The organism is Pseudoalteromonas sp. OANN1, assembly GCF_024124685.1.
GTDB classification, from domain to species: Bacteria; Pseudomonadota; Gammaproteobacteria; order Enterobacterales; family Alteromonadaceae; genus Pseudoalteromonas; species Pseudoalteromonas piscicida.
In genome coordinates this window covers 166,756-188,389 of record NZ_JAMXSE010000007.1, presented here as the reverse complement: position 1 = coordinate 188,389, position 21,634 = coordinate 166,756, and the positions used below count along the sequence as shown (strand labels likewise).

Sequence of the window (21,634 nt, the reverse complement as noted above, 5' to 3'; positions counted from 1 at the left end):
CGCTTGAGTTTTGCACTATTTTGAACAACACTTCAGTTATCTTTCCACCCAATCAAAACATTATGCCAGTTCAGCTGTTAGATGGATTTAGTCGTCAGTATCAAAAAAAGCTAGTCGCGGTAAGTTTGGCGGTGTTGTTGTGTCTAAATTTCCTTCTTAATCATTTACTGCACCTTCAGGTCCACACGCAAGGCGAAGAAGCGGCGGCTGAAATTTCTCAGTTATCACCGGAAGCTTTAGCTGCGGGAGTAAGTGAAATAGCTACGAAGTATGGTTTTTCGTTGTTACCTGTGGCGAATGCAGAAGAACATCAATTTGTTGTCAATGACCAAGCGGTTACCTTGTACCATGAATCCATATGGATAAGTCATGGATATATATTGATATTTTTCAATTTGTTGTCGATTGGGCTCGTATTATTCGTACATCGGTGGTGGTTTTTATACGGTATGACTGAGTCTACCTCAAATGCGCAAAAGCCTGTGGCTTTGCCAGCCCCTGCTTCTGAAGGGCAGTATGCATTATTTGCGTTAATCCATTGGCAGTGCAGTACACCTAAAGAAGTTGATCTGCAGTTACATTTTCAGCTTGCGCTAGTTAAAGGCGTTGGAGAGTTTGGGACGGTGGCAGTTAAATATCTAACTTCAGGGGCATTGGCCGTGACAGTAAAGCAGATAGGGGCGACTAAAGGTATGGATTTGGCAAAGCAAATGCACGAAATCGTTTATCGAGTACTGCTAGAGTTTCGGGGGGATTTATCTCGCAGCAAAGTGAAGCTTGGCGCGTGTTTTTATCAGGAAAATAAACAACAGACACAGGTTTATCAAAGCGCAAAATCAGCGCTCTCAATTGCGCAAAATCAAGTGTGGCAACATACTCATCTAGTTCATCTTACAGAGTTATTGGCAAAACGCCTTAACGAAGACGGTGAAGCTTTGCTGAGTTATCTGAAAGCCGGACAGTTTTCCTTATTCTTCCAGCCGTTATTCGACTTTTTAGCCGAAGACGTCATTGTAAGCGAAGCGCTACTGAGAGTGACTCACAAAGAAATGGGGCGCATTTCGGCCAAGCAGGTGATGCAACACCTTTATACTCCAGAGCAATTTCAGTTTCTGGATAGAGCGATAGTTAAGCAGGTGTTGTCTGTTTATGAGCAGGAAAGGAGTTTTGGTAAGGTAAGTATTAACTTACATATTTCGAGTTGGGTGGATAGTCAGTTTATTGAGTGGCTAGAGGGGCAGCTCATTGCGTCTCATAGTGGTGCGGCAATTGGGTTTGAACTTAGCATAGAAGAGGTCTATCAACATGGAGAGCGTTTGCTAGCAGTTTTTGATAGGTTGAACCGACTTGGATGCGATATTTATTTGGATAATGTTACGCAGGCTCTGACGCTAGGGCGCTCACCGCTTGCCGAGTTGGTAAAAGCTGTCAAGCTTAGCTATGAGCTAGTACATGGCATTGAAAAGTCTGCATATCGTAAACGCACAGTAAAGCAAATAGTCGCTCAAGCGAGAAGCTTGGGTATTCCCGTGTATGCCGTGGGGGTTGAAACCGTTGCTGAACTGAGTTGCATCAAAGGGCTTGGAGTGAAAGGGGCCCAAGGGCATTATTTCTCCGCACCATTACAACAGCTCGCTGATATTCACTAAAACGCTAACCGCATGAGCTGGTTAGGTCGACTTTTTATTTGCCAGATATCTCAAACCATCTAATCCTTGTAAACCGCCGGTATGGATTGCGGTGATCACACTGCCTTTTTTGAAGTATCCTTGCTTAGCCAAAGTGAAAATAGCGTAAAACAGTTTACCCGTGTAAATAGGCTCAAGAGGTAAACGATATTTCACCTTCATTTGATGACAAAAACTCAGCAATTCAGGTGTAGTCTTGGCGTAACCTCCGTGGTGAAAATCATGGAGTAGCTGCCATGGCGCGCGGCGCTGAACTGTGATTAATTCATGTATTTCCTGTGCTAGATATTCAGCACCTTTTAGTACCGTAACACCTAAAACCTGCGTGTGGTTAGGTAATCCCGAGATTAGTCCTGCCACTGTGCCACCACTGCCCACAGCCGTCATGACATAATCACTTTGCGGCAAGGAATGCGCTAACTCTTCAACGCCTTGGAGTGCAAGTGCATTAGTGCCGCCTTCTGGTATGAGATAAGCATTATTAAACTTGGCTTGCAGAGTTTGAATGTATTCAGGTTGATTTCTTTGTCGATATTCGATTCGACTCACTGGATGAAGTGTTAGCCCGCAAGCGTTTGCCATTTTTAGCGTTGGGTTGTGCCGGTCAATCTCTGGGCCTCTAACAATTAAGTGACCTTTGATTGCGAAAAGTTTGCATGCCATGCTGGTAGCATATAAGTGATTGGAAAATGCCCCGCCAAAAGTGACTAACTCTTCAAGGCCAGCTTGCTTGAGGTGGAGTATATTGTATTTTAGCTTACGCCATTTGTTTCCTTGGATCACAGGATGGAGCAAATCATCACGCTTAACCTGCAACGTTAAACCGTATTTATCTAATGTCGGGTGGTGAATTGTTTGGATTGGCGACTCGGTGATATTGGTGATGGTTTGCATGATGAAATCAGTCTGATATTTTGCACACTATAATAAATAACCTAAGCGTTTCACTCCAGAGGTTATCATACATCCTTGATTACCTATCTGCTATTTTGGACTCGAATGAGTAACACATCGAGATGTTAGAGAAAAATAGACAAAATCTCAGCTAAAAACTGGCAAGACGCTGGTTAATAGTTGTAAACTCAGATATTAATTGTGCAAAGCTTGTGTTTTACTTTGTAAGTACATAGCATAGAGCCCTAACTATAAGAAATAACAAGACCAAACAATTGCCGCTGTTGGGAATGGAACATATGCGAATTGCTCCTTTAACTTTTATTGTCTCGGCCTCGATCCTGGCCATGGGTACTGTTGCTCAAAGCGCTATGGCGCAAGATACTGCGACGGTCACTGCCATCGAGTCTGAATTGTCTAATAAGCAAAGCGAATTAGACAGATACTCGGTCGTTTTAGAAAAACACCTCGCTGAGGAAACGCGTCTGCAGTCTCAACTTGAGTTATTGAGAAAACGTTCAGGTGAGTTAGACAAAGAAAAAAATCAGGCCTTAGATGCAATGAATGAGTTGTATCGTCGGCTAATTGATGATCCTTCCATTGATATTTCTTCTGCGCAAACGCGTTATCAGCAAGCAGTGGCAGATCACAAGCAGAATAAAGAAGACATTGCGATGCAGATTGCGGCGATTGCATCACAGCGTAAAGATATTGAGCAGGTCCGTGTAACTAAGCACACCTTAGTAAATACGCTTGAAAACTTAAAAGATCAGCTTGGCACCGCGCGAGTAGAGCGACTACGTAATGAGTTTACTCGTGAAGGTACGCTAGAGGTAGACCACACGATTAACTGTAAGCGCACAGAAACCTTGGCGGCTTGTGAACAGCGTGGTCAGCAAATGGGGCTTCAAAAAGCAACTAAGCGCTTTATTGATCAGATTTTTGCAAACCTAACCGAGAGCCGTGTTGTCGAGCCAAAACGCAATATGGCTGGCGCGCAGGTTCAAGTGGTAAGCAGCCATGTTGTAAATAGTGGATTTAGTGGACAAGGCAACTACAACGTTAATCTCAGCGTAACGATGCGTGGTGATGTAAATAGCAGCCGCTTATGTAACCTGTTGAGCTTAGACAATCGTTATTGTGCTGAGTATGGCACTCCACTTGCCGTAAATTACCAGTCGAACTACTCGACCGTCTACAGTGATAATCAACTGACTTTTTCGGACGAGCAAAGTGATCCGGTTGAAGTTGCGACTATTACAAAGCAGCCAGTCGTGGAGACCCCTCTTGTAAAAAAGTCACAAACGGCTGATAAAACAGTCGAGTTAACTTTAAGATCAAATGTTTACGACGACGAAGTATTTATTAATGGAGTCAGCTACGGCGCGACAAAAACGACAGTAGCAATTCCTGCCGGATTTTATGATGTTGAGATCCGTAAATTAGGTTATGAACCTTATAAAGCGCGCATTAACCTACGAGCGGCACAAACCATTAATGCGAAATTGGTGAAGAAACGCCAATCGGTAACGTCTGTTGTAACGAAAAAGCCTGAGCCTGAAGCGCAACAAGCACAAGTGGTCGCCGTAGCAACCACCGAAAATGAGCTAGCTATTATCCCTGCAGGCACTTTTAAAATGGGCGACCTGACGGGTAATGGCTTACCAAATGAGCGTCCCATTGTTGAAAAAGTGTTGAGTCATTCATATGCCATGCAGAGCACAGAGGTTACAGTGGCGGCTTTTCGCCGTTTTGCACAAAGCACTGGATATAAAACCTTAGCAGAACAAGGTAAAGGCTGTGCATACTATAAAAATGGCGAACCGGTTTGGGAGCTTGAATATAATTGGGAAAACCCCGGTTACGAGCAATCAGATAATTTTCCCGTTGTTTGTGTTGCTTATGATGATGCCAAAGCGTATGCCAACTGGTTATCTGGCGAAAAAGGACAACAATTTAGATTACCCAATGAAGTTGAATGGGAATATGCGGCGCGTGCAGGCACTGCATCTGAGTACCCATGGGGTAATGAAATCGGAAGAAACCTAGCTAATTGTGGTTGGTGTGGCAGTGAGTGGTCTAATAAAAGTCCTTCACCAGTTGCCCAATTTTCACCGAATAGCTATGGCTTATATGATACTGTAGGAAACGTCTGGGAGTGGACGCAAAAGCGTGCTTCTCAGAGCGATGTTACAGTGCGTGGCGGTGCATGGAACTTCGCGCCGAGTTTGGCTCGAGTGTCAACTCGCTTAGCGTTAGCGCCAGATTTTAGAGCGAATTATATAGGTTTTCGACTTGTTCGAGAGCGATAAGTAGTAAATTAAGAGCAGCAGGTGATGCTGCTTTGTTTGACAGAATTCTGAAAGGTCACCCAGCCTCATGTTTAAAAAATTACGCGGATTATTTTCTAACGATCTCTCTATCGATTTAGGGACGGCAAACACACTTATTTATGTAAAAGAAGAAGGCATCGTACTGAATGAGCCATCGGTGGTGGCAATTCGTCAGGAGCGAGCTGGTGGCCCAAAAAGCGTTGCATCAGTCGGTACTGCGGCTAAGCAAATGCTAGGTCGAACGCCGGGTAACATCAAAGCTATTCGTCCGATGAAAGATGGGGTGATTGCAGACTTCTATGTAACAGAAAAAATGTTACAGCACTTTATTAAACAGGTGCACAATAATAACTTTATGCGTCCAAGCCCTCGTGTACTTATTTGCGTACCTTGTGGTGCAACGCAAGTTGAAAAGCGTGCTATCCGTGAATCCGCAATGGGTGCCGGTGCGCGTGAAGTGTACTTAATTGAAGAGCCAATGGCTGCTGCAATTGGTGCTGGTCTACCAGTATCTGAAGCGACGGGTTCGATGGTTGTTGATATCGGTGGTGGTACGACGGAAGTCGCGATTATCTCACTAAATGGTGTTGTTTATTCGTCTTCAGTACGTATCGGTGGTGATAAGTTTGATGAAGCGATTATTAACTATGTACGTCGTAACTTCGGAAGTCTAATTGGTGAAGCGACGGCTGAGCATATCAAACATGAAATTGGCTCAGCGTTTAAGAGTGAAACACCGATTGAGATTGAGGTTCGCGGCCGTAACTTAGCTGAAGGGGTACCGCGCTCTTTCACACTCAACTCACATGAAATCTTAGAAGCGTTACAAGAACCTTTGATGGGGATTGTAAGTGCAGTAATGGTTGCGCTAGAGCAGTCGCCACCAGAGCTAGCCTCTGATATTTCTGCCCACGGCATGGTATTAACAGGTGGTGGCGCATTACTCAAAGACTTAGACCGTTTGTTGATGGAAGAAACCGGTATTCCAGTGGTGGTTGCCGATGATCCATTAACTTGTGTGGCAAGAGGTGGTGGTAAAGCGTTAGAGATGATAGACATGCACGGTGGTGACGTATTTAGTTACGACTGATGAATTTATTATTTGGCCGAACCGTTCCTTTACAACTGCGACTTACTGTCGCAGTTGTGCTTAGTATTATTCTGATCATTGGTGACCGCTACACGGTTGGTGGGACTATGGTGCGAACTAGTTTAAACACTTTGGTCAGTCCGCTACTGTACGTCGCTAACATTCCCTATGAAGCGTTCAACTTGGGCCTGAAAAGTCTCAATACCAGAGAAAAGCTGCAACAAGAAAACCAAGCACTCAGAGAAAAACAATTAATACAGAGTGAGCAATTACAGCAGCTTCAGTTTTTGCAAAAAGAAAATCAAGAATTGCGCGCCTTATTAGGTGCGTCAGCTAGGGAAACCAATCAACGTTTAATATCTCAAGTGTTGTCTGTTCATTCGAACCCTTATAGTCATCAGGTGGTGATTAATCGCGGTACTATTGATGGGATCAGCGAAGGGCAGGCTGTTATTGACGAAATGGGTATTGTTGGGCAGCTAACTCAAGTCGGTACAACGACCTCAAGAGTGCTGCTTATGACAGATACCACCCATGCGACACCGGTCAGAATATTGCGTAATGACGTTCGCACTGTGGTAGAGGGGACGGGTAAAATCAATAATGTTCGTCTTGCTCATGTACCGCATAGCATGGATATTCGCATTGGCGATGTGTTGGTCACTTCCGGGCTTGGTGGTACTTTCCCTGAAGGCTATCCGGTGGCTGTAGTTACTGAGATAGACAGAGATGAAGGCCTACCATTTGCACAAGTACAGGCAGAGCCGATTGCACAACTAGATCGCATTCGCTTACTCGTGGTGTTAGGTAAACGTAGCCAAGAGGCAATTAATCATGAGTAAACATAGCAACTTATTGATTGCATTAAGTGTCTTTGTTGCGTTAATCATGGCACTTATGCCATTGCCTTTTTCACTTGAACCATTTCGTCCTGACTGGGTATTATTGGTGCTGATGTACTGGTCTTTGGCCGTTCCTCACCGTGTGAATATTGGTTGGGCTTGGATGACTGGCCTGATAATAGATTTAGCGATGGGCGCGCCACTCGGGGTGAACTCATTGACCTATTCCATTTGTATTTATATTACCGCCAGCAACTTTCAGAAAATTCGTAATTTCTCCATCTGGCAGCAAGCAGTGCTGATCGGGCTATTTCTCGCGCTCTATCATTTGTTACAATTTTGGCTTAATCATTTCTTGCTTGATATCTACTTTAACCCGCATTATCTCTGGCCTGCAGTTACGGGCATGGTGTGCTGGCTGTGGATATTCCCACTGCTGAGAAAATATCGTAGACAGTTTAGGATCAGATAATGTCTATTTCTTTATATTTAGCTTCGGCTTCTCCGCGTCGCAAAGCGCTACTTTCTCAGCTTGGCTATTCGTTCGAGCAATTTAGTGTTGATGCAGATGAAAGTCCGCTAGACGATGAAACCGCATTACAGCTTGTGGAGCGTTTGGCGTGTTTAAAAGCGCAATCAGGTGTGGCGCTAGGGTATACCGACAAGCCGGTTCTTGGCAGTGACACTGTGGTTGTCATTGACGGAGATGCGCTTGGTAAGCCTCGTGATAAAGCGGATTTCAAAGCGATGATGCAGCGCCTTTCTGGTCATACGCATCAGGTGATGACGGCGATTGCACTTGCAGATACAAGCAAAGTACTGAGCAATGTGATTGTGACCAATGTGACTTTTAAAACGCTCAGTGAAACTGAAATTGATGCCTACTGGGACACCAACGAGCCGCAAGATAAAGCGGGTGGTTACGGGATCCAAGGGGTAGGTGGACGCTTTGTAACTGAGATCCAAGGTAGCTATTTTGCAGTTGTCGGCTTACCTTTATATGAGACAGACGAATTAATTCAACGGTTTTTAAAATAAAATATGAGTAGCGAACTACTAATCAATGTCACCCCAAGTGAAAGTCGCGTAGCCTTAATCGAAAATGGGGTGCTGCAAGAAGTTCAAGTTGAACGGATCGGTAACCTCGGCATCGTTGGTAATATTTATCTTGGCAAAGTAAGCCGAGTTCTTCCTGGTATGCAGGCTGCTTTTGTGGATATCGGCTTGGAAAAAGCGGCGTTTCTACATGCGTCAGATATCGTGAACAGCGCTTCCATCGAAGAGGGGGTGGCCGAGTCCCCAGTTAAGAAAGTGCAGGATATTCGTGAGCTGGTTAAACAAGGCCAGTTCATTATGGTACAGGTGGTCAAAGATCCGCTTGGCACAAAAGGCGCTAGACTGACAACGGACATCACTATTCCCTCACGTTATTTGGTGTTTATGCCAGATGCGACGCATGTGGGTGTGAGTCAGCGTATTGAAACCGAACAAGAGCGCGACCGGTTAAAAGAGATCGTTGCACAATATAATGACGAAAACGGTGGTTTTATCGTTCGTACCGCTGCCGAAGGTGCTTCCGAAGCCGAATTACAGCATGATGCGGAGTTTTTGAAAAAGCTTTGGCAAAAAATTGTGACTCGCCGCCGTAAAACGAGCAAAGCAAAAATTTTGCACGAGGATCTTACCTTAGCATTTCGCACCTTGCGTGATTATGTTGGTGAGGACATGGAGCGTATCCGTGTTGACTCAAAGTTAACTTACCAAGAGCTAAAGCTTTTCACTGAAGAGTTTGTTCCCCAACTCGCAAGTGCACTTGAGTATTACCCAGGTGAACGCCCCATTTTTGACTTGTTTGATGTTGAAACTGAGATCCAAAAAGCACTACATCGCAAGGTTGAGTTAAAGTCTGGTGGCTACCTTATCATTGACCAAACGGAAGCAATGACAACGGTTGATGTTAATACAGGCGCATTTGTTGGCCATCGTAATCTCGAAGAGACGATTTTTAATACCAATGTTGAAGCGACGTCAGCAATTGCGAGGCAACTAAGGTTACGAAACCTTGGTGGTATCATTATTATCGACTTTATTGACATGGTATCTGACGAGCATAAACGCCGAGTATTGCACTCTTTAGAAACTGCGTTGTCTAAAGACCGAGCGAAAGCCAATATCAATGGACTCTCTGCACTTGGGCTTGTAGAAATGACCCGCAAGCGCACGCGCGAGAGCCTAGAACATATTCTTTGTGATGTGTGTCCATCCTGTTCAGGTCGTGGTTCACTAAAAACGGTCGAAACCGTTTGCTATGAGATCCTACGAGAAATCGTGCGTGTGAATCGTGCATATGACGCTGACAAGTTTATGGTTTACGCCTCGCCAGCGGTGAGCGAAGCCTTGATCAACGATGAGTATCATAATTTAGCTGAGCTTGAATTATTTATTGGTAAGCAGGTTAGCATTCAAACTGAGAGCTTATATAGCCAAGAGCAGTTTGACGTAGTAATGATGTAATAGGGTAGCGGTACATGCAGGCTAAGGCCGTCTGTTTTTTCTGCCTGCGTAAAGCGTGGCAAATCTTTGCGATCACTTTAGTGACACTCGCGGTGCTGGTGTCTGCGCTAAAGTATGCCTTGCCCTATGCTAATGATTATAGAAGTAACATCGAAGCGCTGATCCAAAAGCAACTGAATGTTGATATTAGTATTGGCCAGATCAGTGCGAGTTGGGAGGGCAATGGGCCTGCCCTAGTGTTGGAATCGCTCTCTTTTAAAGATAATAAAGACTCGCCAATTTCCATTAATATCGCCAAAACCTCATTGCAGCTCAATGTATTTGAGTCTGTACGACAAATGCAGATCGCATCTAACTATTTTGTACTGGAAGGGTTTGAAGCCGATATAGATCTGAGTAAGTTAAACGCGGCTCAAGATCAAGGTGCTTTTGAGCAGCAAGCATTAATTGAAAGCCTTTTCTTAGGTGATGTTGGGCATTTTGCGGTGCAAAACAGTCGTCTAAATATCACCTTTTCTAGTGGTAAGACTCACAGTTTATTATTGAAAGATTTAGTGTGGCAAAACTCTAGCGCATTACATGAAGGTGCGGGAGAAATCGCATTACCTGGGTTTTCTCAAGGCCAGTTTAACGCTCGTCTTTCTTTGTCAGGGCGAAAGCTACGTGAATTGGCGGGGAATATCTATGTATCTGCGGATAAGGTTAATCCGGTCGATTGGCTAGAAGAGCTTATCACCTTAGCGCATCCAGACCTAAAAGCAGACATCAATGCTCAGCTATGGTTAGGCTTTGAACAAGGTACATTGCAAGATATCACAGTAGATATCAAACCCAGTACGTTGACTTGGCAAGAAGATGAAAGTCAGCGCACGTTAGCATTAGACGATGCGCAATTTCTGTTAAAGCCAGATCAACAAGGTTGGTGGGTGCAAAGTAGTGGTATCCAGTTTAGTCGCAATCAAGAAGCGCTTGCTCCTATTTTATTTGAAGCAAAATGGCATAAAGATAACAAGACCTTTTGGCTAAAGGATATTAACGCCAACTTTTTAGCTGAGTTAGCACAACTTGCTAAATTCCCAGGGCGAGATTTGCTGTATGGTATGAATCCCAATGGTCAACTGAGCGCAGCGAAATTCAGTCTAGGTACTAATAATGCTTTTTCGGCATGGGGGGTCATTGAAGAGTTAGCTTTTGAGCCATTTCATGGGATCCCAGGCATTTATGGTACCAGATTAGAGGTGAGTGCAACTGATGAGCAAATTAGGCTCAATTTAAGTGCTGAACAAACTGAATTGCTATCAAAAGAGACCTTCAAAGATAATATTAAGCTCCAGCAGCTCAGTGGTGATGTCTATATTCGCAATCAACAAACGCAAGGCTGGCAAGTTTCCAGTCCCAACTTTTGGCTTAGTAATCAAGACGTAGCGTTAGCCACAGAGTTTTCCTTGCAGTTATCAGATGACCCTCGGCTTGATTTATATGCGGAGCTACTCGGTGGGCGTGGTGAAATCGCTTCACAGTACTTTCCTGTCAGTATTATGCGTAAAAGCTTAGTCGATTATTTAGAAGCAGGGATCCAAGGTGGTCAGCACTTGCAGACTCAAGTCTTACTGAGTGGGGCGCTTTCACAATTTCCATTCGCTGATAAGCAAGGTCAGTTTGAAGTTAAATCACGTTTGAATGAGGTTACCTTTGGTTTTGCGCCGGATTGGCCTAGCGTTACTTCAGGTGATGTCACACTACACTTCGAAAACGAAAGAATGGATATCTACGCACACCGTGGAGAACTTGTTAATCAAAGTATTGATGAGGGTGTCGTTGTGAGTATTGCGGATCTAAATCACGCTGATGTGCTGACTGTTGATATTAGTCACTCCACAGAAGCGAGCACGTTACAGCCTTTCTTTGCGGCAACACCGCTCGCAGATCCGCTCGCGAATATCTTAGATATTGTTCAAGGTAAAGGTGATGCAAAAGGGGATGTGCAATTGGCCGTCGACCTGCACTCAGGTGCCGTACATGCTAAAGGTGACATCTACCTAGACAACAATCCTGTTTTTTTGGCAAAGCCTGGGATGCAATTACAGCAAGTGAAAGGTGTGGTTAGCTTCGATGATGACACTATCAAAGTGAATAATTTGTCTGCTAAGTGGCTGGACATGCCCCTTTCGTTAGACTTATCAGGAAGCGGAGATAAGCAAAATTATCAAGTCACGAGCAAGGTCAGTCTTGAAGCAGGGATTGAGCAATTGCAACCGCACGCAAATGGAATTATTGACGGCTACTTTGAAGGCAATAGCGTGCTGAGCACTGAGCTTATCCTTAATTTTGCCGATGCTGGATTTAACTATAAAGCCAAATTTGCGAGTGATTTACGGGGGATTGCAAGTCACTTACCCGATCAATTCGCTAAACCTGCTGATCAAGCTAAACTGCTAAGCGGCACTGTATTAGGGGATGATATTTCGAATCTTGTTACGGCAAGCCTAGATAATCAATTGTATTTTAATGGCATCATTGAAAATGGATCCGGTGCGATGCGTAATGCACACCTGATAATTGGCAGTAAAGATGAAGGCTTAAATGCATCCGGTTTTGATATCACAATCAAACAACAAGAAGTCGAGCTGCTGCCTTGGTTACCACTGATCAACCGCATTATCAAAGCGCCAAGGTCAGATGCCGACCCTGCATTTCTACCAGCACTGAATCAGGTAAATGGCTCTTTCTCAAAAGTAACGTTCTCAGAGATCCCTTTCCATGATGTTGACTTTACTATGGCCGCGATTGACGGCGCGATGCAGCTTAAAATCAATAGTAAAGAAATGCGCTCACAAGTGGCTATTCCAGCATCAAACTCAAGCCGTCCTATTCACATTAATAGTGATTATCTACGTCTAAACTTACCTAAGTCAGAGCCGCAAGCGCAAGAGACAGTGGAAAGAGACATTCACTCGTTAGATTGGTTGCTAAGCTTACCTGCAACCGAATTTGTGTGTAGTGACTGTAAAGTCGGTGAATATCAGTTAGATCAGGTCAATATGTCGTTGTTTGGAGATGGTAATAGACTCAATATCTCAGAGTTAGTGATTGACAAAAAAGATCATAAACTCAATGCCAGTGGTCGCTTTGAGCAAGGTAAAACGACGCTAAGCGGCGCGTTAAACAGCGATGATTTTGGTGAACTAACGGATGAGTTTGATATTACTTCAACTATTAAAGACTCCCGAGCCAACATTGATTTTTCCCTCAATTGGCAAGGCGCTCCATACGAAATGGATTTACCTAGCCTAGGAGGCGAGTTGACTTGGCGCTTAGGTGAGGGTCATTTGGCAGAAATAAGTGATAAAGGTGCACGTGTCTTTTCGCTACTGAGTTTGGACTCTTTGATCAGAAAGCTACGCTTGGACTTTAGAGATGTGTTTTCTAAAGGCTTTTTCTATAACAGTATGAGTGGTTCGGTACAACTAACGAATGGTATTGCGATCACTGAAGATTCAAAGCTCGATGGCGTGCCAGCTGATCTAACGATACGTGGCTATGCCAACCTCAATACTCACGAAATCAATTATGATTTGGCCGTTGCACCACAAGTCACGTCGAGTTTACCTGTGATCATGGCATGGGCGGTGAATCCGGTGACGGGGTTAGCAGCACTGGCATTAGATAAGGTTATCCACTCCGCGCGAGTGATCTCTGAGATTAATTTTAAAATCACCGGAACGATGCAAGAGCCAGTGGTTACCGAGGTTGATCGTAAGAGTAAAGAAATTGAGTTACCTAAACCGGTTGTGCCCCCTAGTGAGGAAGTTATGCCAGATGGAGCTGATGAGAATACCAGTAAAGAAGCACCAGCTTTGAATTCAGAATCACAACCAAGTGCTACACTTAAGCAAAGTGAGCAACCTCTTGTGTCGCAAAATAAGGAAAGTGGTAATGGCTAAGGTGATTGCGTTGCCAATGTGCTCAGCTAAAGCACCCCAAACAAATATAGATTACCTTAAAAACCAGCTGGCTAAGTTAGTGGTAGAAGAGCCAACCTTAGTCTGTTTACCTGAAACTTGGCTGGCGTTTTGCGACAATGCGCAACAGACTTGGGAATACGCGCAGCATAATGAAGCACTGCTCGAAGAGCTCTCAGCGCTTTGTCAACACCATAACATTTGGTTGGCGGCAGGTACCATCGCGATACCAAATCAGAACGATAAATATCTAGCTGCGAGTTACTTATTTAATTCGAATGGTGAAATCGTAGCGCGCTATAATAAGATCCATCTGTTTGACGCCGATGTGAGTGACAAAACTAAGCAATACCGAGAATCTGAGCGAACAGAGCCAGGTCAGGATATCGTAGTAGTGGATAGTCCATTTGGCAGAATTGGATTAAGCGTGTGTTATGATCTGCGCTTTCCAGGTTTGTTCCAAATGATGAGAGCGAAGGGAGCTGAGCTATTTTTAGTCCCGAGTGCTTTTACCTGTGCAACGGGCAAGGCACACTGGCAGCCATTATTACAGGCGAGGGCGATAGAAAACCAATGCTATGTTGTTGCAGCCGCGCAAGTAGGTTGTCATGAAAATGGCCGAGAAACCTATGGACACAGTTTAATTGTATCGCCTTGGGGTGAAGTCTTAATTGACTCTGGTGCGAGTTTAGAACCCATTTCACAGCAGCTAGATAGCGCGTTTCTTGATTCGATCCGGCAAAAAATGCCGGTTGCGGATCATAACCGATTTAAAAGTGAGTTTTTATGAGTAATGTAGAGCAGAATTTACTGACCAATAGCCAGCTGACACGTGAGCAATTATCACAAACTCTCGAGTATATTCATCAGCACAAAGTAAATTATGCCGATCTGTACTTTCAATCAAGCTACCATGAAACTTGGGTGCTGGAAGACGGCATAGTCAAAGACGGCAGCTACAACATCGAACGTGGTGTTGGTGTACGTGCAGTGAGTGGTGAGAAGACAGGCTTTAGTTATTCTGATGCCATCAATATTGAAGCCTTAACCAAAGCTGCAGAAGCTGCGCGTAGCATCGCGCAAGCTGGCGAAAGCAGTAAAGTCCAAGTATTTAGCGATGTAAAAGCACCCATTCAATTTCAACCAGCACAGCCAATTACCAGCATGAGTGATGCGGATAAAGTGGCTTTACTTAGAGAGATTGAACAGTGTATTCGCGATTTAGCGCCTGAGGCGCAGCAAGTGGTCAGTTCGCTGTCTGCGGTATATGAAGAAGTGTTAATTGCCGCAAGCGACGGCACATTTGCAACCGACATTCGCCCGCTAATACGTTTAAATTGCTCGGTACTACTTGAGAAAAATGGTCGCAGAGAGCGTGGCAGTGCCGGTGGGGGTGCGCGTTTAGATTATGGTTACTTTAAAGAGTTAGTAGACGGTGCACCGAGATGGGTGCAGTTTGCCAAAGAAGCTGTACGCCAAGCACGCGTGAATCTTGACGCCATTGATGCTCCGGCAGGTGCGATGCCTGTGGTGCTCGGTTCAGGTTGGCCGGGGGTTTTGTTACACGAAGCAGTTGGACATGGCCTAGAAGGTGATTTTAACCGTAAAGGTGCCTCTGCATTCAGTGGCAAAATAGGTGAACAAGTCGCTTCGAGTCTTTGTACTGTGGTGGATGATGGCACGATAGCCGACCGTCGTGGCTCTTTGAATGTGGATGATGAAGGTACGCCAGCGGCATACAACGTACTGATTGAAAATGGTATTTTGAAAGGCTATATGCAAGACAAGCAAAACGCAAGCTTAATGGGCGTGGCGCCTACAGGTAATGCGCGTCGTGAGTCTTATGCCCATTTACCGATGCCGAGAATGACAAATACCTACATGCTTGCGGGTGAGCACAGTCAAGAAGAGATCATTCGTAGTGTAGATAAAGGGATTTTTGCTAGTAACTTTGGCGGTGGTCAAGTGGATATTACCTCCGGCAAATTTGTATTCTCAGCGTCTGAAGCCTACTTAATAGAAAATGGTAAGATAACCCAACCAATTAAAGGCGCAACGCTGATTGGCAATGGTCCAGAGGTGATGAAAAAGGTCTCTATGGTAGGCAATGACCTTGCACTTGATAGAGGCGTTGGAGTATGTGGTAAAGATGGTCAAAGCGTCCCTGTGGGAGTCGGCCAACCGAGTTTGAAGATTGACGAAATTACTGTCGGTGGTACAGCGTAATACTACCTGCGATAACTAGGGCCTGTTGATCTTTGCTGTTTGATTTTTGTTCTCCTGAGTGTGTTTTGGTCGCGACGCTCGACTTGCCGCCTAGTAATCTAGGCAAAAGTTGAGCAACAATGAACAAAGCGCACTCAGGTGAACCCAAAGGGCAGCGCTTGATTAGTATTTCTACTGTGTTCTCGCCTGACTCACATAGAATAACTATGCTACGCAGGCTCTGCCTTGTACAAATACCAATCAAACTGCTGCAAAAACAAACTTGAAAGGTAAACAGGCCCTAATCATAAGCAAAAAGGCGCATCAGCGCCTTTTTATGTTGTATCAGAGCCACAACACTGCGTTACGGCATAATTGCTTCTTTTAAATACTGAAACAGCTCTTTGTAGGCTTTGCCTGGCTTCTCAGCTTTTACTTCTTTACTTGCTTGGCGCGCCATCTGGCGCATTTTTTGACGCTCAAGTTCAGGATACTTATCCAATAGCTCATTAATCTTGCTATCTCCTTTGGCAATCACTTCATCGCGAATAAGCTCAATCTTGTTCAGCAATACGTCTGCTTTATTGTTCTTATTTAGCATCAAATCCATCGCAGCCTGAATCTCTTCGACATTTGGAGTACTACGCAATGTCTTCGCAATATAGTTCATATGACGACGGTAAGCATCTGTTTTAGCACGTATCCTATCCGCAACAGTCATGGCCTCTTTAAGCTCGTCCGTTAGAGGTAACTTCTCACGCTGCTTCTTGGCAAGCCCTGCAATTTCACAGCCTAGTTCATGCAACTCTAGCGCCTCGCGCTTAAGCTCGCTTTTTGAAACGTAAATAATCTCTTCTTCGGTCGTTTGCTCGTGTTTAGCCATTGGTCTTGTCTATACTAGTAAATATTAAGGTCTCTAACATTAGAGTATACCACAATTGATCACTACAATAGTTAGTAGCTGTGATAGCATATTAACTAATATGTTTTAGTTAGACGAGCGAGCGGATAAGGTATCTATGACTCAACCTCAACAACACCCAATATATAATCAAATTGATGATGTGAAAAATGCAGTTGCCGATGTGTTAGCGCATGCTAAAAAACTAGGTGCAACTTCGGCAGAAGCGGCGATGTCTAGCACCTCTGGTCTGTCTGTAAGTACACGAATGGGAGAGGTTGAAACCATTGAGTTTAATCAAGACGGTGGTCTTGGTATCAGCGTTTATGTGGGTAACCATAAAGGCTCAGCATCAACAGCGGATCTGAGTCCTGAAGCTCTGCGCTCTGTGGTTGAAAAAGCCATAGATATCGCTCGATTTACCTCGGATGATCCCTGTAATGGTGTGGCGGATAAAGCCTTGCTAGAGATGTCACCAACAGATTTAGATCTTTTCCATCCTTGGCAAGTTTCTCCCGATGAAGCCATTGAGCAATGTATAGCTGCTGAAAAAGCAGCGTTAGAATTCGATCCTCGAATCGTGAATTCTGATGGCGCGAGCTTATCGAGCCACCAAGGGATCCGTGTATATGGCAATAGCCATGGCTTAATTGCAGGGTTCCCACGTACCAGACACAGCCTGAGTACTATGGTGATTGGTAAAGAAGGTGAGCAAATGCAACGGGACTCTGCATATACGTTATCTCGCGTGCACTCGGAGCTAAAATCCCCCGAAGAAGTTGGTTTAGAAGCGGCGCAATCAACGCTGGCAAAATTAGGCAGTCGTAAGGTATCAACGCGTAAAGTGCCAGTTATCTTTCGAGCGGATATTGCTAACAGCTTATTTGGACACTTAGTATCAGGTATCGGTGGTGGCGCGCTATATCGCAAGTCTAGCTTCTTATTGGATTCTTTAGACACACAGATTTTTAATCGCTGCGTAAACATTGAAGAGAAGCCACATTTACTAAGAGGACTTGCTTCTAGTCCTTTTGATAGTGAAGGTGTAAAAACCATCGACCGAGAAATTATCACAGATGGCGTGCTTAATACTTATTTATTGGCAAGCTATGCCGCACGTAGAATGAATATGCAAGCGACAGGTCACGCAGGTGGGATCCATAACTGGTTAGTAAAACCAACACACGACGATTTAACCAGCCTACTTGCGTCGATGGGCACTGGCTTGTTAGTCACTGAACTAATGGGACAAGGTGTTAATACGGTAACTGGTGATTACTCAAGGGGCGCTGCTGGTTTTTGGGTTGAAAATGGAGAACTTCAATATCCTGTAAGTGAAATTACGATTGCTGGTAATTTAAAAGATATGTTTATGGGGATTGAAGGGATTGGCGGTGATATTGAATGTCGAGGCGCAGTACAAACCGGCTCAATATTACTCAATACTATGCAAATAGCGGGCGAATAACTCTCCCTCCTCAGCTCAAGAAATGCTGGTTTTGACCAGCATTTCCCGCTATGTAGACTATGTTACTGCTACACTAATAACCAAGTGGCGGTGCCAAGGAATGCAAAGATCCCGACAATATCAGTAACCGTTGTTAGTACCACACTACCAGCTAGCGCTGGATCGATATTCATTTTCTTTAACATAATTGGAATACTGGCTCCCGCGATACCTGCAGCGACTAAGTTCATAAACATCGCGAAGGCAATTACAGCACCGAGTGTAAAATCCCACTGCCATATAGCAATAACCCCTGCGATCAAGACAGACCACAGCACGCCATTTAAGGCACCTATCGCCAGCTCTTTACCCATTAAAAACTTTTGGTTAGTCTGGTTAATATGACCAAGGGCAATACCACGGATCACTAAGGTTAGCGTTTGGCTACCGGCAACGCCACCCATACTTGGTACTATGCCATTTAACACCGCGAGAATAGGTAAAATATCCAGAGTACCTTCGAAGAAGCTTGCAACAAACGCTGCCATTAAGGCGGTTAACAGGTTAATCCCAAGCCAAATAGAGCGGCGCTGGCTACTTTTTAGAACTGGCGCAAAGGTGTCTTCTTCATCTTCAAGACCTGCCATACTTAACAAGCTGTGCTCAGCATCTTCACGGATGACGTCAACAACGTCATCAATGGTGACACGACCAAGCAAATGGGCGTTATCGTCAACTACAGGAGCTGAGATCCAGTTATGACGCTCAAAAAGCTGCGCCACTTCAGATTCATCCATGGAGATAGGGATCGTTTCCTTATCTTCATCCATCAAGTCTCGAACCATACTGTCAGGAGACTTAGTTAATAAGGTATTGACTGGCAGCGTACCTAAAAAGCAGTTGTCTTTATCAACTACATACAACTCGTCCGTACCGTCTGGCAATTCGCCTTTAAGACGTAGATATCTAAATACAACTTCTAAGGTAACATCGGGTCGAATAGTGACCGTGTCGGTGCTCATTAGCGCACCGGCCGAGTGCTCCTTGTAGGACAATGCTTGTGTCGCACGTTCTCTATCTTGGCTATCCATCGCACCAATAACATCTTGGTAGACGGTATCAGGCAGGCTTCTCAGGACATCACCAAGGTCATCGTCGTCCATGTCTTCTGTAGCGGCAGCAATTAGCTCCGGCTCCATCTGGGCGATGATCCCAAGTCTTACGTCCTCTGACAGTTCCTCTAAAACATCCCCTTGGATATCTGGGTCAACGAGCTGCCACAGCATAGAGCGAACTTTATGAGGAGATGATTCTAAAAGCAGTGCTGTATCACAAGGAGCTGTTTCTGCGAGCATACGCCTAACTTGAACAAACTGACCACTGTTTAAGGCTTTAGTTACCTTTTGGAGTTGTTCCAGTGTGTAGTCTTGTTCAAATACTTCAGGCATAGGCATCCTTTTTGATAATAATGTTGGCTAACGTGATGAAGTTAACCCAATTCATTTACTTTATCGCAGAAATCAATTTCTTAATTTGAATTTTATTCGTGTTGTTTCTGCTGGTGGGTTGCTATCGTTAATACACGTTAAAGGTGTACGCAACGATAAAATAGGATTTTCTCGGCAACTCGCTTTACTGCACGAAAGAAACCTAAATTGGTATTACAGTGTAACTCAGTTTATTGGGAACTACCAAGGTTTACGCTTAATTATGAGAGACTTATTATACCAATTCGCTTAATTAAGTGATCTATTTTGAGGCGAGAAAATCTTGTCGATAACACGGCGAAAATTTTGCTATTTAACCTGAGGTTTGGATAAGGAATGTTCCAACTCATTGTTGCTAAAGCACAACTTAGTTTTTTCCTTGTTTAGCCAGCAAGTTTTAGGGAAAACAAGGCGAATTTACGCACCAATAGCTGGCTATTGGAAGTGAATTCAACGCAGTTAGCGCTAAAACTTGCTGCTAGAAAGGCATTAATTATCCGCAGCTCAGGTTATTTAGTTGTTCTAAATGAAAAATTTTTAACACAGTCAGCGTCAGATTTGCTCCTTCAAATTGAGCAAGTATTAAGACTAATTGGTATTATACCAGTCTGGTTACGGAGGGGGAGATTAGCAGGGAATAAATGAATCGGGCCTTAGTGCTATCTGGGCGCTAGTAACCCAAGTTACTCGGATTCATTAAATTTATTTTCTATTAGTCCACCAATGGCGTCTAGTGCATACTGAGCATCGGGACCTTCACAAACCACTCGTACTTCTTTTCCTTGGCTGCTTTCAAGTAACAACAGCGCTAGTACGCTGTCAGCAGCAGCACTTTTGTCTCCTTGATATAAGGTCACTTCGGCATCAAATTGGGTCGCTAATTGCGCAAGAACCGTCGCTGCTCGAGCGTGCAGGCCGAGCTTGTTCTGGATTAAAAACGTATCTTCTAACATTTAACCCTCTTGCTCACGGTGGCGAATTTTGACGTTGGGATGGGTTTTTGCAAATCGCTCGCCAATGGTTTGCGCTAAGTATACCGAGCGATGTTGTCCACCAGTACATCCTATTGCGATCGTTAGATAACTGCGATTATTACGCTCTAAGTGTGGTAACCAAGTTTGTACAAAGGTTTGGATCTGCCAAGTAAACTTTTGCACGATGCTGTGACTCGACAAATAGTCTTTGACTGGCTGATCTAGGCCAGTTAGCGGCTTAAGCTCAGGCTCCCAATGTGGGTTGGGCAAAAAGCGCGCATCAAAAACGTAATCCGCTTGTTTTGGGATGCCGTGTTTAAAGCCGAAAGATTCAAAGGTAATAATGAGTTGTTTGTCTTTCTTACCTAAGATTTTTTCGCGGATATCTTCCGCAAGTTGATGAACGCTCAGGCCTGTAGTATCAATGAGAAAATCAGCGCGTGTGATCAACACGTCTAACAATTCCCGTTCTTTCTTTATCGCAACATCTAATGGAAGATTATGTAGTGAAAGAGGGTGCAAACGGCGTGTTTCTGAGAAGCGTTTTATCAGGGTTTGATCGTCACTGTCTAAATAAAACAGGGTAGGTTTGGCGAAACCAGGCAAGTATTCAAGAATGTCATTAAACTCGTCCTGTTCTTTAGGCAAGTTTCTAACATCAATACTGACTGCAATTTTATTATAATTGTCGGAAACGCTGCGGACTAAAGACGGCAGTAAATTGACTGGAATGTTATCTACACAATAGTAGCCTAAGTCTTCCAATACTCGAAGCGCTACAGATTTACCAGAGCCTGAGCGGCCACTGATAATGATAAGCTCGAGTCCTTTTTCTTCATCACTCATCAAGTTCACCTTGGATCACTGCATATAACTCGTCATCACTTTTTGCTTGCCTAAGCATTTTGCAAAAAGACTTGTCTCTGAGTGTATCAGCAATCGCCGCTAAGGTCTTCAGGTGCTGTTGATTATCACCTTCGGGTACGATGAACGCGACAAAAATATCGACAGGCTGCTTATCTATGGCTTCAAACTGGATCCCTTGCTCGCTAACAAGCACCATTGCAAGGATTTTATCCAAACCTTCAAGTCTACCATGAGGAATGGCAATACCTTTACCGATCCCTGTGCTGCCTAATTTCTCTCGCGCCATTAAAGCGTCTAAGATAGCATGCTGACTGGTATTTGGAATTTGGCTATGAGCCAGTTCGCTGATGTATTCTAAAATACGTTTTTTGCTATTAAAAAGGACCGCAGCTTTACTGCAGTCCTTGTTCACCAATTCACTTAATTTCAT

Annotated in this window: 17 protein-coding genes; 11 read left to right on the top strand and 6 right to left on the bottom strand. The window is 44.3% G+C overall.

Going from position 1 to position 21,634, the window contains the following annotated elements; translation table 11 throughout:
- Nucleotides 1-62: 62 nt before the first annotated feature.
- A complete protein-coding gene (locus NH462_RS08670) occupies nucleotides 63-1,649 on the top strand; it encodes an EAL domain-containing protein (protein ID WP_010376634.1) in 1,587 nt (528 codons plus the stop codon).
- A gap of 21 nt (nucleotides 1,650-1,670) precedes the next feature.
- Here the strand turns inward: NH462_RS08670 and NH462_RS08665 are convergent, their stop codons facing one another.
- On the bottom strand, nucleotides 1,671-2,582 hold the full coding sequence (locus NH462_RS08665; RefSeq protein WP_253105408.1) for a pyridoxal-phosphate dependent enzyme: 912 nt from the start codon (nucleotides 2,580-2,582) through the stop codon (nucleotides 1,671-1,673).
- 299 nt (nucleotides 2,583-2,881) lie between these two features.
- Between NH462_RS08665 and NH462_RS08660 the strand changes: the two genes are divergently transcribed.
- The 9 genes from NH462_RS08660 to tldD all read left to right on the top strand — a co-directional run bounded on the left by NH462_RS08660 (nucleotide 2,882) and on the right by tldD (nucleotide 15,549).
- Entirely contained in the window at nucleotides 2,882-4,894 is a 2,013-nt protein-coding gene (locus NH462_RS08660) for a formylglycine-generating enzyme family protein (RefSeq protein WP_010376640.1), read from the top strand.
- 67 nt (nucleotides 4,895-4,961) lie between these two features.
- The gene (locus NH462_RS08655; RefSeq protein ID WP_010376642.1) at nucleotides 4,962-6,005 is read left to right on the top strand and encodes a rod shape-determining protein; all 1,044 of its coding nucleotides are present in this window, start codon (nucleotides 4,962-4,964) and stop codon (nucleotides 6,003-6,005) included.
- On the top strand, nucleotides 6,005-6,847 hold the full coding sequence (gene mreC, locus NH462_RS08650; protein WP_010376644.1) for a rod shape-determining protein MreC: 843 nt from the start codon (nucleotides 6,005-6,007) through the stop codon (nucleotides 6,845-6,847). The genes NH462_RS08655 and mreC overlap by 1 nt, the downstream gene beginning before the upstream one ends.
- Nucleotides 6,837-7,319 carry a rod shape-determining protein MreD gene (mreD, locus tag NH462_RS08645; protein ID WP_026001073.1) on the top strand — a complete coding sequence of 161 codons (483 nt, stop codon included), beginning with the start codon at nucleotides 6,837-6,839 and terminating at the stop codon, nucleotides 7,317-7,319. The genes mreC and mreD overlap by 11 nt, the downstream gene beginning before the upstream one ends.
- Nucleotides 7,319-7,885, top strand: a complete 567-nt coding sequence (locus NH462_RS08640) for a Maf family protein (protein ID WP_253105407.1) — start codon at nucleotides 7,319-7,321, stop codon at nucleotides 7,883-7,885. Before mreD ends, NH462_RS08640 begins: the two co-directional genes overlap by 1 nt.
- Before the next feature lie 3 nt (nucleotides 7,886-7,888).
- Nucleotides 7,889-9,361, top strand: a complete 1,473-nt coding sequence (gene rng, locus NH462_RS08635; RefSeq protein WP_010376650.1) for a ribonuclease G — start codon at nucleotides 7,889-7,891, stop codon at nucleotides 9,359-9,361.
- 14 nt (nucleotides 9,362-9,375) lie between these two features.
- On the top strand, nucleotides 9,376-13,305 hold the full coding sequence (locus NH462_RS08630) for a YhdP family protein (protein WP_253105406.1): 3,930 nt from the start codon (nucleotides 9,376-9,378) through the stop codon (nucleotides 13,303-13,305).
- Nucleotides 13,298-14,113 (top strand): carbon-nitrogen hydrolase family protein, encoded by an 816-nt coding sequence (locus NH462_RS08625; RefSeq protein ID WP_253105405.1) that lies wholly within the window; start codon nucleotides 13,298-13,300, stop codon nucleotides 14,111-14,113. Before NH462_RS08630 ends, NH462_RS08625 begins: the two co-directional genes overlap by 8 nt.
- Entirely contained in the window at nucleotides 14,110-15,549 is a 1,440-nt protein-coding gene (tldD, locus tag NH462_RS08620; protein WP_010376653.1) for a metalloprotease TldD, read from the top strand. The genes NH462_RS08625 and tldD overlap by 4 nt, the downstream gene beginning before the upstream one ends.
- 343 nt (nucleotides 15,550-15,892) lie before the next feature.
- Here the strand turns inward: tldD and yjgA are convergent, their stop codons facing one another.
- Nucleotides 15,893-16,411, bottom strand: coding sequence for a ribosome biogenesis factor YjgA (gene yjgA / locus NH462_RS08615; RefSeq protein WP_010376654.1), 519 nt, complete (start codon nucleotides 16,409-16,411; stop codon nucleotides 15,893-15,895).
- A gap of 136 nt (nucleotides 16,412-16,547) precedes the next feature.
- On the opposite strand from yjgA, the gene pmbA reads away from it, so the two are divergent.
- Nucleotides 16,548-17,897, top strand: a complete 1,350-nt coding sequence (gene pmbA / locus NH462_RS08610; RefSeq protein ID WP_010376655.1) for a metalloprotease PmbA — start codon at nucleotides 16,548-16,550, stop codon at nucleotides 17,895-17,897.
- Nucleotides 17,898-17,965: 68 nt separating this feature from the next.
- Here the strand turns inward: pmbA and mgtE are convergent, their stop codons facing one another.
- From mgtE to ptsN, 4 genes are all read right to left on the bottom strand, one after another.
- The gene (mgtE, locus tag NH462_RS08605) at nucleotides 17,966-19,324 is read right to left on the bottom strand and encodes a magnesium transporter (protein WP_010376656.1); all 1,359 of its coding nucleotides are present in this window, start codon (nucleotides 19,322-19,324) and stop codon (nucleotides 17,966-17,968) included.
- 722 nt (nucleotides 19,325-20,046) lie between these two features.
- A complete protein-coding gene (locus NH462_RS08600) occupies nucleotides 20,047-20,316 on the bottom strand; it encodes an HPr family phosphocarrier protein (RefSeq protein WP_010376658.1) in 270 nt (89 codons plus the stop codon).
- Nucleotides 20,317-21,183 (bottom strand): RNase adapter RapZ, encoded by an 867-nt coding sequence (rapZ, locus tag NH462_RS08595; RefSeq protein WP_010605937.1) that lies wholly within the window; start codon nucleotides 21,181-21,183, stop codon nucleotides 20,317-20,319. It lies immediately after the preceding gene.
- On the bottom strand, nucleotides 21,176-21,634 hold the full coding sequence (gene ptsN, locus NH462_RS08590) for a PTS IIA-like nitrogen regulatory protein PtsN (RefSeq protein WP_253105403.1): 459 nt from the start codon (nucleotides 21,632-21,634) through the stop codon (nucleotides 21,176-21,178). The genes rapZ and ptsN overlap by 8 nt, the downstream gene beginning before the upstream one ends.

Excerpts from the sequence above, each read along its gene's own strand:
- NH462_RS08670 (WP_010376634.1), top strand. The coding sequence starts at position 63 with ATGCCAGTTCAGCTGTTAGATGGATTTAGTCGTCAGTATCAAAAAAAG.
- NH462_RS08665 (WP_253105408.1), bottom strand. The coding sequence starts at position 2,582 with ATGCAAACCATCACCAATATCACCGAGTCGCCAATCCAAACAATTCAC.
- NH462_RS08660 (WP_010376640.1), top strand. The coding sequence starts at position 2,882 with ATGCGAATTGCTCCTTTAACTTTTATTGTCTCGGCCTCGATCCTGGCC.
- NH462_RS08655 (WP_010376642.1), top strand. The coding sequence starts at position 4,962 with ATGTTTAAAAAATTACGCGGATTATTTTCTAACGATCTCTCTATCGAT.
- mreC (WP_010376644.1), top strand. The coding sequence starts at position 6,005 with ATGAATTTATTATTTGGCCGAACCGTTCCTTTACAACTGCGACTTACT.
- NH462_RS08640 (WP_253105407.1), top strand. The coding sequence starts at position 7,319 with ATGTCTATTTCTTTATATTTAGCTTCGGCTTCTCCGCGTCGCAAAGCG.
- rng (WP_010376650.1), top strand. The coding sequence starts at position 7,889 with ATGAGTAGCGAACTACTAATCAATGTCACCCCAAGTGAAAGTCGCGTA.
- NH462_RS08630 (WP_253105406.1), top strand. The coding sequence starts at position 9,376 with ATGCAGGCTAAGGCCGTCTGTTTTTTCTGCCTGCGTAAAGCGTGGCAA.
- NH462_RS08625 (WP_253105405.1), top strand. The coding sequence starts at position 13,298 with ATGGCTAAGGTGATTGCGTTGCCAATGTGCTCAGCTAAAGCACCCCAA.
- tldD (WP_010376653.1), top strand. The coding sequence starts at position 14,110 with ATGAGTAATGTAGAGCAGAATTTACTGACCAATAGCCAGCTGACACGT.
- yjgA (WP_010376654.1), bottom strand. The coding sequence starts at position 16,411 with ATGGCTAAACACGAGCAAACGACCGAAGAAGAGATTATTTACGTTTCA.
- pmbA (WP_010376655.1), top strand. The coding sequence starts at position 16,548 with ATGACTCAACCTCAACAACACCCAATATATAATCAAATTGATGATGTG.
- mgtE (WP_010376656.1), bottom strand. The coding sequence starts at position 19,324 with ATGCCTGAAGTATTTGAACAAGACTACACACTGGAACAACTCCAAAAG.
- NH462_RS08600 (WP_010376658.1), bottom strand. The coding sequence starts at position 20,316 with ATGTTAGAAGATACGTTTTTAATCCAGAACAAGCTCGGCCTGCACGCT.
- rapZ (WP_010605937.1), bottom strand. The coding sequence starts at position 21,183 with ATGAGTGATGAAGAAAAAGGACTCGAGCTTATCATTATCAGTGGCCGC.
- ptsN (WP_253105403.1), bottom strand. The coding sequence starts at position 21,634 with ATGAAATTAAGTGAATTGGTGAACAAGGACTGCAGTAAAGCTGCGGTC.